Genomic DNA, 13,279 nt, shown 5'->3' with positions numbered 1-13,279 from the left:
AGGATAACTTCAGGATAAACGTAGATATGGCGGGTGATTTAGTTGAATGCATCAAAAGCGCGAAAGGGAGGCATCCTTTTCCGGCTGCATCCCTCAAGATCTGTAGGGGTACGGCTTTTTCTTATTTTTTTCATCGCGACAATGGTGTTGGTATTATCGTTAGGTTATACTTCTTATTCTGTAGCCAAGCAAACCATCGAGGACAATGCATTAAAATCAAGTGAGCAGACCATAGTCCAGACAGCGAATAAATTGGATGTTGTATTACTGCGCTTCGAAGATAACTTACAGCAGATGTTCTATAATCAGCAAATCAAGGATGCAGTTAAACAGGCAAATACGGATAGCGGCAGTACACTCACAGAGCTTACAAATTGGCTTTCGAATAACAAGGATGTACAGGCCGTGTATCTCTTTCCTCTAAATGAGACCCTGCCTGTAGCAGCTGCTGGAACAATTAATGATTCGTTTCAGAAAGCTGCCAAATCTAGCGCTTGGTTTAAACAACTTCAGAAAGAGCCAACAAGCTTATGGATAGCGGAAGCACAGACTCCCAAGTCCCCGGGTGTATTGCATTTAGCGAAATCGATAACAAACGATGGCAATAATGGTGGTTTCATTGTAGTTTGCGATATTAAGAGTAGTGTAATGGGGAATCAGCTGACTGGAGTAGATCTTGGTGAAGGCTCCTACATACAACTAATGACGGCTCAGGATCAAGTGATCGCGTCTTCTTTGGCAGAGGGAGCCGACTCATATTTAAGTCTTGGAGGTACCCTTTTCAAAGGAGTAACCTCCGCAGCAGGGTCTTTACCTACTATAGATGAGAATGGAGAATCCATTCTGGCGGTTTATGGTACAGTAGTTGATTCTAAATGGAAAGTGCTTGGTGTTGTTCCGGCAGGCAACCTCGTTAAGGATGCAGGGCGAATACTGCAAACCACGTATTTGGTTGTGGCCGGCGCAGCGGTTATCGCTATTTTGGTGGGCTTATGGATGATGAGAATGGTTTCACGTCCGTTGTCCAACTTGAAGGAGTTAATGTTTGAAGGTTCAGAGGGAAATCTAAGCGTTCGGACAAAGGTAACCTCGCGTGATGAAATCGGACAGCTTTCGGAGTCTTTCAACACGATGATGGAACGTATTACTGAATTGGTTAATCATACTAATGAAGCAGCCCTGGAAATATTGGCAACTGCAGATGAGCTCAGCGGTGCTTCCCGTAAAACAGCCGTTGCAGCGAGTGACATTGCATCTGCTACAGAGGAAATTGCTGGCGGAGCAGGCAGTTTGGCGCTGGAAGCGGACCGTGGCAATGAGCTGGCAAGCCGAATCTCAGAGCAAATGGATACGGTAATAGCTGCAAATCGCGAAATGGATCAAGCAGCACGCAGTGTTGGAGAATTCAGCCAAGAAGGCGTCACTCAGATGGGTGAATTGTTGAATAAAACAACGCTTACCGGTGAAATGACCCATGATCTGGTCACGAAGGTGAATGAACTGAAGGAGACTGCATTTTCTGTTATCAAAGTTCTTGAAGTTATGGAGAACATTGCACAGCAGACGAATGTATTATCTCTGAATGCAACGATTGAAGCCGCACGCGCAGGTGAGTCCGGAAGAGGGTTCATGGTTGTTGCGGGAGAGATCCGCGGACTGGCAGAACAGTCCAAGCGTTCTATAGCTGTAGTGGCTGAAATTACCGACAAAATAATGACAGATATGAATGAGACGGTAACGGCCCTGTCCCATGTTGCTCCGCTCTTTGAGGAACAGGTATCCTCTGTTAAGAATACCAGTGACATCTTTATAACTGTAAAAGGGCAGATGGATCACTTCATTGACCGGTTGGAATCGGTGACAACATCAATCAACGGTCTCAGTCATTCGCAAAGCGTGATGTCTGAAGCCATGGAGAATGTGAGCTCGGTGGCTGAACAATCTTCTGCGGCATCACAGGAAGTGGCCTCTCTTAGCGGTGAACAACAAAATGTGAGCGACCATCTCGTTGAACTTTCCGCCAGTCTTAAGAATGCTTCCGTGAAGTTAAAGGAAAGACTATCCAGATTCAGTGTATAATAGTTAAGCTGTCTCAAAAGTAGATATTTTTCAAGAATTAGACAGACTTTTGCACTTCAAAGCTGTAAAAGCTAAAAACTAGCCAGTCTCTGGGTTATTGGAGACTGGCTATTTAAGTTCTTTGATTTTATCCGCTTTTTAGCGACGGTTAAATCCGGATACAGCTTATGCTTTCGAGCGAGCTTTCCTACGGAAAGCTTACGGGCGGTCGCTCTCGCTCCTACAGTTCCAAATTTCCCTCCCCGTTACTTTTCGCTTTTGTTATTTTCTTTTCTTCAGCTTATATACTTTTCGATATTAATCCCTAGCGCTGTTATTGTTCGTATTTTTGTAGGCGAAGGAGCAAATCATTGCGGAACTGACGTTACCGCTCTCTTCAGTGGTTTATCTTTCGGCTTCTCCTGGAATCGGGTTTCCAACTTTTGACTGGCTTTTTCTTCGGCGAGGTTGCCACCTTGTTGAATTCGCTCTTCCCGCTGTTCGTCAACTTAAAGGGTCCCGTCTACAACGCTCCTTATGGGATGTTTGGTGGTACCTCCATTTTACCAAAGAAGATTTTAAGAGAATTGTAGAAACTTTTCCTACTCAAAGCAGCGGAGAGAACGGGACGATTGTGGAAAGCGGCAGCGGTCGCCTTTGTGTCCGTATTTTCGCCGCTAAGGGGAATTAAAAAAAATATGGACTGGGCAGCTATTGTAACAACGGTCCGTTCGTGGAGCGTCCACATCGAGTGTCAAACTCGTTCCTACTCAAAAAACAAGAACTGTCGCAAGTAGCCATTTTATGGCTTATGGGACAGCCTCTTTTTGTCGTTCTAAGTTTCCGTTGTGCTATGAAAGGACATAATAGAAGAAAGCTTTGAACAAACATATAAGAAAGCCTGCCGGGAGGAAGATTCTTGCTGAATAAACCCAATAAACGTATCTTTAGCGGACTGATAATATTATGTGCTGCCATTTCCATTTTGATTTTACGGCTAGCTTGGGTTCAATTCTTCCTTAAGGACCGGCATGTCCCTAACAGTGAGTATTCCCTTGCTAAGATGGCGGAGGTTCAGAGTGAACGGGAGACCATATTAGATACTGGGCGAGGCCGTCTTTATGATCGAAACGGCAAGCCGCTTGCGGGTGAAACCATTTGGACGGTGGCTTTTTTTCCGCAAGAGGAGAACAAAGGGGATAACGGCAATGTGAAGCGTGATATAGCCCTGAATCGTGTGGCCGAAATATTAGGGACTAATTATAAGGCACTATTTAACAAAATCTCTCCGCTCAAGGAGCCTATCTTGTGGCCTTCCGCTGCTACTGGCGAACCTATGGCAATTACTCCTATACAAGCTGAAGAAATAAGCGGTCTCGGTATTGATGGTCTGAAGGTTCTGCCCTTTGCTCGTAGATATAACGGAGATATATCCGGGCGCCAATGGATGGGATACCTGTCGGAAGCAGCACCTCGCTCATCCGCCGGGCTTCGAATTCCAATGAAGGGAACAGCGGGCTTGGAGAAGACATTGGAGCCCTTGCTTCGAGGAGTTGGTCATACTGAGGCATACGCACAAGTGGATGCTCGTGGGAATCGCCTGCCTGGAAGTGACATTAAGGTACGGACCCCCGCTAATCCATATTATCCGCTATCTCTTTACACGACGATAGATATGAAGATACAGGAAGGAATTGAAGAACTGGCTGTTAAAGCGGGGGTAAAAGAAGGCGCGGTGGTAGTATTAGACGCCCATACCGGGGATGTTGTATCCATGGTATCCCGGCCCTTTTATAATCCGGAAAAGATTTCACCGGAGGGCGGGGAATGGAACAATCGAGCGCTGAAGGCTATGGAGCCTGGATCGATTTTCAAAATTATAACGGCTGCTGCTGCAATAGAAACGGGTGTCACATCCCCCGGTGAACTATTCTCTTGCAAGGGTGAATTTGATAGATACGGCTTGTCCTGCCGGCAAGGAAAAGGACACGGGCCCCTTACGCTTGAGGAAGGGTTCGCCGTGTCCTGCAATACTGTATTTGCAACTCTGGCCGAGCGTCTAAGCGGTAATCAGCTTCAATCTATTGCCATGGCACTCGGGATGGGGAGAGAGATTACCTGGCAAGCTGACGATACCCTCGGGATGAATCATTTAAAGCCGCTGGCAGGGGAACAAAAGGGAACGATTTTTAATACTTTAGTAACTGATGACGCCGGAACCAGAGTACAAACGGCTATTGGTCAGAGGGATGTTCGCGTCTCACCGCTTCAAGCGGCCAATCTTATAGTAACCCTTCTTCATGGAGGTGAAGTGACCGCTCCTCGTATTCTGCAGAGGATCAATTTCGCAAATGGCCAAAAGCTGATGGACCTATCTCGTCATCTTGCACCCACTCCGTTCGGCCGAATTTCTAAGAACACTGCAGAGCTACTACTGTCCTGGATGCGTAAGGTAGTAACGGAGGGCACCGGCAGTTCACTGCAGAGCGCGAAATGGCCTTTGGCTGGAAAATCAGGTACTGCACAAACCCTTGTGAAGGGATTGCCGCGAAATAACCAATGGTTTATCGGTTATGGCCCGTTTGACCGTCCTCAATATACTGTAGCAGTGGTTGTGCAGAATGTAGCTCCTGGCAACCGGCATACCGCAACGAAGCTGTTCGGGCAGGTCATGGATCTTTTATCCGAGACATCTCCTGTATAAAATCTTAGAGTTCAGGGCTCTCGTTATCTTCAGCTTCGGTTTCATTACCAGTTGAAAAAGGAGAGACGATAAACTCTTCCTTCGGCAGGAAAATCCATCGCTGGAGATAGCCCTGCTGCAGAAGCTCCTTAATCAAAATAAGCAGGATCGGTGACAAAATCAATCCGGCAAAGCCAAAGGCTGAAGTCGATAAAATAACGAACGATAGCATGAGGAAAGCTGAGGATACACCGATAGAGTTCCCTGTAATCTTCGGCTCAAGCAATTGACGCACAACCAGAACGATTACTAGCAGAACTAACAATCCAATAGCGAGCGACATATTTCCGAGAATGAACAAATAGATAATCCAAGGGATAAGAATCGTCGAGACTCCAAGCAGCGGCAGGACATCGAATACGGCACAAATGAGCGCCATAGTGATGACATTCCCGGTGCCCAGAATAAACAACCCTACAAGAACGATCACAAAGGTAATAGAGATCAGAATAAGCTGTGCTTTTAGGTAGGAGCCGATAGCCTTAAAGACGTTGCCCTGCAGGAAATTGTAGGCGGTCTTGAACGTTTTCGGCATTTTGTCATGCGCGATTTTACGCCAATCTTTAATTTCCATACTAAGGAAAAAGGCCAGAATTATAGCGATTCCGAAATTAGCCATAAAGGAGGAGAACGAGCCCAGTATACCGATCATATAATTAAAGAATATAACCAGCCAACGGGACAACAGGTTTGTTGCATCTTGGAAATAACCGTTCACTTTATCGGCTACATCAGGAGGCAGAGTATTTAGTTTGTTCTGAAGAAAAGAAGTGAACTCCGCAAAGTTTTCCTGAATTACGTATGTATAATGTGGAAGGTTGGATTGGAAATTCACGACCTGAGAGGTTATCAGCAGTCCTGCACCAAACAGGATGCCCAGCAGCACAATAAGAAACAGCAGTACGGAGATCGCCGAGGCAAAAGGTTTGGCTAGACCTTTCCGGTTTAAAAACCGGGCCAACGGCTCAATTAATATGAATACGAAGAAGGACAGGAAAACAGGAGCGGCCAATTGGTAGAGCTTACTGAAAGTGAGCATGACCAAATATACGGTCAGAACGATCAGTCCCAGATCAAAAAAGGTGCGCCAATACTTTTTGTAAAGAGGTAGCATAGAGATAAACGACTCCTTCTTAGGGTAAGTTAACAGTCTTGATTCACTTGGATTCATTGTACACGATTTTACCGGAAAAACGTCTTTTTCTTTGTAACCTGTGTTAAAATAGGAGGTAATGTTTTTTGACAGTCTTGATTTAACCGCTCCAAAACGGCGGACATTTACTCTACTTGGCCGTATCACAAGTTCTGCTTGCAGACAAAGACGAGCCAAAGTCATACTTCTGGAAAAGCGGGGAATACACATGGAGACTTTGCTGCTCTGGCTATTCTACATCTCATCTTTCTATGCCTTTATTCCTGGCATCATCAGCCGAATTTTCGGATTCCGCGTCTTTCGGAAAGGAATCGGAACGGGGGGATTTGCCCTTACCTTTGATGATGGACCAGACCCTCGCTTTACACCGAGGTTACTGGATTTACTTCAGAAGCACGGGGCAAAAGCTACCTTCTTTGTGGTTGGAGCCCATGCTGAGCGCCATCCTGATCTTATCCGGCGCATGCATGAGGAAGGTCATCTTATCGGTATTCATAATTATGTGCACAAGAGCAACTGGCTAATGCGCCCTTCGACCGTGCGTAGGCAGATCCAGCGTACCGATGATATTATTTTTGGTATTACCGGGAAGAGAAGTACTTATTATCGGCCACCTTGGGGAATCGTGAATCTGTTTGACTTTTCCAAACGGCGTCAGGTACAAATTGTACTCTGGTCAGCAATGTTCGGCGATTGGCGTGAGAAGCAAGGCTCAGAGCGCCTCGCGGAGAAGATGCTGTCACGCTTGAATCCCGGTGAGGTTATGCTGCTCCATGATCGCGGGACCACACTCGGTGCCGATCCAGACGCGCCTGAACATATGCTGGTCGCACTTGAGCGCACGCTTCAAGAAGCCAAACTCAGAGGGCTAAGCAGCATTCGGGTAGACGAAATGATCAAGGCAGCCGAGAGTTCACCGATGCACAGGCTTTCTTTTGCAAAACGATTGGTTGTTGGACTTTGGTTGGCGTGGGAGAAGGTCTTCCAATTTCTATTCCGCTTAAAGACGGTTTCTCCAGAGAATCCGTTTTTGCATTACCGCTTACGGAAATATCAAGGACAGTCGTTGATGATGGAGAACGGTGCATTCTTGAATAAAGGCGATAAGGTAATCGAGATTCATATCGATAACCGACAGCTGTTCGAGATAGGTATACACTCCCGTTCAACAGCGCAGCTGGCGATTCGTATGATCCGCCGGATGAATCAGGATTTGCCCCTGCTGGCAGACCGGATTGCTGCTGATGAGCATCTTGCGAGAGCAAAGGCGCTCTATGGAGTGAGTATGCTTAATCGGGGACCGGAGAAGTTCGGTTTCACTGTACTGGATCTTCCTAGCGGTTGGTTTGCACGATCTACCAAGTTCTATCTAAGTGTTCTGATGAGTGTCATTCACCCAGCTGGGGGTGCAAGGCTTAAAGAACGCAGCGAGGTTCTCATACCTAAGATGATTTTGATGCCGATCTCAGAGCTTTTGCTTCGCTCGGAGAAAAAGTTTCCTACGGGTAGTCAAGTGAAGAAACGTCGGGAAGAGGATTATTCGGTAAAAGTTGTACATGAAGCTGAGCTTCCTAGTGCAACAATTGTACATTGATTTATACAATTAAAAGCCTTCACCCCGTAGATCTACTGGAGTGAAGGCTTTTTAATTTATTTTAATCCATTGCAATTAAGGGTACTAGATCTTCAGAACCGCACCGTTGCTGGCATTCGTAACCATTTTGGAGTAACGGGCAAGATAGCCAGTTTTTACTTTAGGTTCAAAGCCTTTCCAACCTGAGCGACGAACAGCCAATATTTCCTCGTCAACTAGCAATTCGATCTTACGGTTATTCAGATCCAGCTCAATGATATCGCCGTCTTCAACAAAAGCGATCGGTCCGCCTTCAGCGGCTTCAGGTGAGATGTGTCCGATACTGATTCCGCGGGATGCTCCCGAGAAACGACCGTCAGTGATTAGACCGACTTTTGCACCAAGTCCCATTCCGACGATTTGCGAGGTTGGAGCCAGCATTTCCGGCATGCCCGGTCCACCCTTTGGACCTTCATAACGGATAACAACAACATGTCCTTCTTTAACTTTGCCATTAGCGATACCTTCTAATGCTGTCTCTTGGGAATCAAAACAAATCGCTGGGCCTTTATGATAGCCGCCTACAGATGCGTCAACCGCTCCGACTTTGATAATGGAGCCTTCTGGAGCAAGGTTACCGTAAAGTACAGATAGACCGCCAATCTCAGAATAAGGGTTGTCTAACGTATGAATTACATTGGTATCCTGAATTTCATGTCCCGTAACGTTCTCGGCAAGTGTTTTGCCGGTAACTGTCATGCAATCGCCGAATAAAGCGCCTGGTTTCTTGAGTAGTTCATTTAATACAGCACTTACTCCGCCTGCATTCTGAACATCTTCAATAAAGTAGTCGGAAGCTGGAGCCAGCTTGGACAGGTAAGGAACACGGTTTGCAACCTCATTAATGCGTTCGAGCGGATAATCGATACCAGCCTCTTGAGCAAGAGCAAGGGTATGCAGAACAGTATTGGTGGATCCGCCCATTGCCATATCAAGCGCAAAAGCGTTATCCAGGGATTCTTGGGTTACGATATCACGCGGTTTGAGATCCAGCTTAATAAGCTCCATCAACTGTGTTGCGGATTCACGCACAAATTGTCTGCGCTCTTCTGCTACAGCGAGGATGGTACCGTTACCTGGCAGGGCCAGTCCAAGTGCTTCAGCCAGACAGTTCATAGAATTTGCAGTGAACATACCCGAGCAGGAGCCGCAGGTTGGACAACCGAATTGTTCTAATTCCAGCAGCTGAGCATCGTTGATTTTACCAACCTGGTGGGCACCTACGCCTTCGAATACAGAGGTAAGCGAAAGCTTTTTACCTTTGCTGTCTACTCCGGCTTTCATCGGTCCACCACTAACAAAGATGGTTGGGATGTTGACGCGCAATGCGCCCATCATCATTCCTGGTGTAATTTTATCGCAGTTCGGGATACAGACCATACCGTCGAACCAGTGTGCGGATACTACGGTTTCCAGAGAGTCAGCGATAATCTCACGGCTTGGCAGTGAGTAACGCATACCGATATGGCCCATTGCAATGCCATCATCGACGCCGATTGTATTGAATTCAAACGGAACCCCGCCCGCTTCACGAATGGCTTCTTTAACGATCTTGCCGAACTCCTGAAGGTGTACATGTCCCGGTACGATATCAATATAGGAATTGCAGACCGCAATAAATGGCTTTCCGAAATCTTCCTCTTTTACGCCGGCCGCTCGCAGGAGACTGCGGTGCGGAGCCCGGTCAAAGCCTTTTTTAATCATGTCTGAACGCATTTTCTTGGCTGCCATAATGACATTTCCCCCCTAAATAAGTTGTGATTCAATATTGTGTCGCATTAACGCAATGCTCTATAAAGAGCTGTGTATATGCGGGTTATAGAAATAACGGGGTCCAGCCTCCTGAAGAGAAAGCGTGCGAAGCCGTTTCTATAAAATAATACAATGATGGTATTAACGGAAGCCGACTGTATAAGGAAGGCAAGCCATTGTTATTAGTGAGTTTATCACAAATGTCATCTTTTTTCTACCGCACATGTGTAATGTATTGGCATGGGATTGGGCTGGATATTCAATAAAAATCCCACTCTCAAGAGAGTGGGCAGGCAATAGATATGGGCTATAAGGAGCGGCGTAATACCGCTCGCTGCAACGTCATCATCCAGCTTACAGAGGGTTCAACTAGCGGGTGCAGCCATTGTTTGACAACAGGCTGGGCCAAAAGGATGGTCAGAGAGACAGCAGCTGTTAACAGTACAGCTGCGCCAAATGCATTTCCCAGGAAGGTATAGACTCCAGATACGACAGCCAGACGAACGATAAAACCATGTAATAGGAAAACATACAAAGTACGCCGGCCCCAGTCTGTTAAACGACTAGCTCTAAAAGGAATCCAACCGAGAAAAGCCAGAGCAGCAATGAACTGTAAACCATACATGGCTATACGGTATAACCCGGCATACCATTCCTGATGGTCAAGCTGCATATAAGTGAAGCTGCCGAATAACCAGCCTAGCGGAAGCTTAACCCCCCAATTCATCAGTATAAAAAAGAGTAGTAGGGAGGTAGCAGCAGCAGTAATTTTGATCCATTTGGTATAGATACGACTAAAAGCAGAGAACGAAAAGTGGTACCCTATTACGAAGAAAGGCAAGTATACAAAAGTACGGCTAATACTGAACCAAACTCCGTCCAACTGCAAATATCCAACGAGTATTCCCGCCAACAAAGCGAAAGTCATCTGACCGAATGGTGTCCACTTGCTCATTCCCAGCATGAGGAGACGCCAAAAGGCATGACTTGCTAAAAACCAAAGGAGCAGATAAGGAGCGAAAAAGGAATGATGAATACCGTTTACCTGAAAAAGAGTTCGGTCTAACAAAGAATAGAGGCTTTGAAATATAACATATTGAAGCCCAATTTGCATTAGAAGCTTGCGGCCAGCAGATCCATTCAGGCTTTTACGGGCGAAGTAGCCCGTAACCAGAACGAACAGGGGCATATGAAAGCTGAAAATCCACATGTACAAAGCATGCAATCCGCCCATCGTTTCAATCAAAGGCTCAATGGCATTGCTTGCAAATACAGTTGCAATAAGGATAAAACGGAGGTTCAGAAAAAACGTTTCTCCACGTGTCTCTATTGAAGTTTCCCCAATCATTTTTCCCCTCCAGTTCGTGCGAGTTACTTTAATTTTAAAATACCTTTTTTCCTTTTAATTAATTGTGAAAAAAGTCACAGTGGTAAGCGTTATCATAGCTGCGAATTGTGCCAAAACGTTGAAGGTTGTTTGAAATCCTTGATTCCACTATAATTTTGGTATTAAAGAGGAAGATAACAGGCCCTTGCATTTAGGAGAGACCCCATTGAAGAATAAGGCAGGAACAAAACGTACGATTAGCATCATAATTCTATTGGTTCTTATTGCATTTGGCTTATGGATTTGGAAATACCTAACCCCTTATCGACCTGCCGATAATGCAGAGTCTGCTATGGTTTCGGAAGGCGGGGTTATTGTTGATAAGAATGATAATTGGATCTCGTTCGAGCCTGCACTCACTACCGGACCAGCGATTATTTTTTATCCTGGCGGATTGATCGAAGCTGAGGCCTATTCGACTCTGGCTAAAAGGATAGCAGCCACGGGCCATACGGTTTACATTGCCCAGATGCCGCTCAATCTTGCCGTAACTAAAGTAGATGCCGCCGAGGAAATCATACGGGTTCATCCCAATCTTTCTTTTGTACTAGGCGGGCACTCTTTAGGGGGTGTAATGGCTTCACGATTCGCCGCAGAGCATCCGGATCAACTGGAAGGTGTGTTTTTCTTGGCATCCTATCCAGATGAGAAGGGCAGTCTGAAAGGGACTACGCTGGCTGTTTTATCCGTGCTGGGCACAGAGGATCAAGTTATTGATAAAGGCAGTTATCGGGAAGGCCGTACTTATCTGCCGGATAATACCGTTTATTATTCGGTTGATGGCGGCAATCACGCCCAGTTTGGAAGCTACGGACCCCAGAAGGGCGACGGTGAAGCAACGATTTCCGAGGATGAGCAGCAGAACCGAACTGTTCGGGCACTTCAGGACTGGCTCGGGAATTTGCGGTAATACCCAATCAGGTGAGGAAGTGACGAAGAGATGCCCTTTTTACATGTGAATAATAGATCTGTTCCTTGTAAGGGAGTCCTGTTCGACAAGGATGGAACATTGCTCGATTTCATGACGATGTGGGGAGCTTGGGCTGAACTTGTATTGTGCGGCATGGAGGATGCCCTTGCCTTGGAGGGAACTAACTTTAGCGGCAACGCATCCAAGCTGTTAGGAACAGAGCATGATGCAGAGGGCAGAGTAACCGGGTATGACCCCGGAGGCCCGCTCCCTATGGCGACTACGGAAGAGACACATGGTATTCTTGCCTGGCAGCTATATGCCGCAGGAGTTCCCTGGAACGATGCTTTAACTCGTGTAATTAATATCAGCAGTGTAGCTATGAAAGAGGTAAGGAGACGCAGGATTGCCTCTCCTTTGCCGGGTTTGCTTCCCTTCCTGCAGCAATGTACCGGAGCATCACTGAAGCTTGGTGTTGTTACTTCTGATGAATCCGGGACGACTATTGAGCATATGGAATGGCTCGGTATCACTAGCTATTTCGGGTCAGTTGTTACTAGAGACAGGGTGAACAGGGGTAAACCGGCGCCGGAAATGGTGGAGCTCGCTTGCAGGGAGTTGGGGCTGTCCCCACATGAGACCATCCTTATTGGAGATAGTAATGCAGATATGCAGATGGGCAAAGCGGCTGATCTGTGCTTAACCGTCGGTATCTCAGGGAAAGACGGCAGGGCGGAACATCTGCTTAACGCCGACACCATTATTACTGATTTTACGGAACTTTTGATTACACCTTGAATTCAGTACAGAAAGGACGCGTTATATACATGGATCAACTGCATACTCTTGTTTCATGGATTACAAGTAGCGATAATATTGTTTTTTTCGGCGGAGCAGGAACATCTACAGAGAGCGGGATTCCTGACTTCCGCTCAGCAGCTGGATTGTACCAGACTCAGCAAAATTCCCCCTACCCACCTGAAGTAATGCTTAGCCGAACCTTTTTTATGTCCTCGCCAGATATATTTTTTGACTTTTACCGCAGTAAAATGATTCATTCGGAGGCTGAACCCAACGGTTCCCACTACCTTCTATCTAAGCTTGAACAGGAGGGAAAGCTGAAATCAGTCATCACACAAAATATCGACGGCCTGCACCAGAAAGCAGGGAGCCAACGTGTACTTGAACTCCATGGATCTATCCACCGAAATCATTGTATGGGCTGCTCCCGTTATTTTGGATTAGATTCGATTATTAACAGTACAAAGACGGTACCCCGCTGCCCGGACTGCGGCGGAATCATTAAGCCGGATGTTGTTCTGTATGAGGAGGAATTAGATCACTCGGTTCTTATGGAGGCTGTGGAGGCGATATCGAACGCAGACCTGCTAATCATTGGGGGGACCTCTCTAACTGTACAACCTGCAGCGAGTTTAGTTACATATTTCCGCGGACAACATACAGTACTGCTGAATGGTGAGCCTACGCCCTATGATCATCATGCGGACCTGATCCTAACACACCGCATCGGCGAGACGATGAGCAAGGTTAAAGACATCTTATACTCGTCCTAGTCCTGCAATAAAATCATGCTTCCCGGATTACAATGTCCCCGAGTGGTTTAAAATAGGTTATATGAAATC

Annotated in this window: 9 protein-coding genes; 6 read left to right on the top strand and 3 right to left on the bottom strand. The window is 46.4% G+C overall.

Annotated features, from left to right (window positions below):
- Positions 1 to 42: 42 nt before the first annotated feature.
- Both J2T20_RS01550 and J2T20_RS01545 read left to right on the top strand, forming a co-directional pair.
- A complete protein-coding gene (locus J2T20_RS01550) occupies positions 43 to 2,079 on the top strand; it encodes a methyl-accepting chemotaxis protein (protein ID WP_307584898.1) in 2,037 nt (678 codons plus the stop codon).
- An 898-nt stretch (positions 2,080 to 2,977) separates the two neighbouring features.
- Positions 2,978 to 4,762, top strand: coding sequence for a peptidoglycan D,D-transpeptidase FtsI family protein (locus J2T20_RS01545; RefSeq protein WP_307584896.1), 1,785 nt, complete (start codon positions 2,978 to 2,980; stop codon positions 4,760 to 4,762).
- A gap of 4 nt (positions 4,763 to 4,766) precedes the next feature.
- Here the strand turns inward: J2T20_RS01545 and J2T20_RS01540 are convergent, their stop codons facing one another.
- Positions 4,767 to 5,915 (bottom strand): AI-2E family transporter, encoded by a 1,149-nt coding sequence (locus tag J2T20_RS01540; RefSeq protein WP_307584895.1) that lies wholly within the window; start codon positions 5,913 to 5,915, stop codon positions 4,767 to 4,769.
- A 247-nt stretch (positions 5,916 to 6,162) separates the two neighbouring features.
- Between J2T20_RS01540 and J2T20_RS01535 the strand changes: the two genes are divergently transcribed.
- Positions 6,163 to 7,548 (top strand): polysaccharide deacetylase family protein, encoded by a 1,386-nt coding sequence (locus J2T20_RS01535; RefSeq protein ID WP_307585099.1) that lies wholly within the window; start codon positions 6,163 to 6,165, stop codon positions 7,546 to 7,548.
- Between the two features lie 84 nt (positions 7,549 to 7,632).
- Here J2T20_RS01535 and ilvD read toward each other — a convergent pair whose 3' ends face one another.
- Positions 7,633 to 9,318 (bottom strand): dihydroxy-acid dehydratase, encoded by a 1,686-nt coding sequence (gene ilvD / locus J2T20_RS01530; protein ID WP_307584893.1) that lies wholly within the window; start codon positions 9,316 to 9,318, stop codon positions 7,633 to 7,635.
- 328 nt (positions 9,319 to 9,646) lie between these two features.
- Positions 9,647 to 10,687: an acyltransferase family protein gene (locus tag J2T20_RS01525; RefSeq protein ID WP_307584891.1), complete on the bottom strand. Its 1,041-nt coding sequence runs from the start codon at positions 10,685 to 10,687 to the stop codon at positions 9,647 to 9,649.
- 205 nt (positions 10,688 to 10,892) lie between these two features.
- Here J2T20_RS01525 and J2T20_RS01520 point away from each other — a divergent pair, with 205 nt between their 5' ends.
- The 3 genes from J2T20_RS01520 to J2T20_RS01510 are packed head-to-tail and all read left to right on the top strand — an operon-like array spanning position 10,893 to position 13,210.
- On the top strand, positions 10,893 to 11,636 hold the full coding sequence (locus J2T20_RS01520) for an alpha/beta hydrolase (RefSeq protein ID WP_307584889.1): 744 nt from the start codon (positions 10,893 to 10,895) through the stop codon (positions 11,634 to 11,636).
- Positions 11,637 to 11,666: 30 nt separating this feature from the next.
- The gene (locus J2T20_RS01515) at positions 11,667 to 12,434 is read left to right on the top strand and encodes an HAD family hydrolase (RefSeq protein WP_307584887.1); all 768 of its coding nucleotides are present in this window, start codon (positions 11,667 to 11,669) and stop codon (positions 12,432 to 12,434) included.
- Between the two features lie 29 nt (positions 12,435 to 12,463).
- Positions 12,464 to 13,210: an NAD-dependent protein deacylase gene (locus J2T20_RS01510; protein ID WP_307584885.1), complete on the top strand. Its 747-nt coding sequence runs from the start codon at positions 12,464 to 12,466 to the stop codon at positions 13,208 to 13,210.
- The last annotated feature ends 69 nt before the right edge of the window (positions 13,211 to 13,279 follow it).

The organism is Paenibacillus wynnii (assembly GCF_030812855.1).
Classification (GTDB): Bacteria; Bacillota; Bacilli; order Paenibacillales; family Paenibacillaceae; genus Paenibacillus_AQ; species Paenibacillus_AQ wynnii_A.
This window is presented reverse-complemented; position numbering and strand designations above follow the sequence as displayed.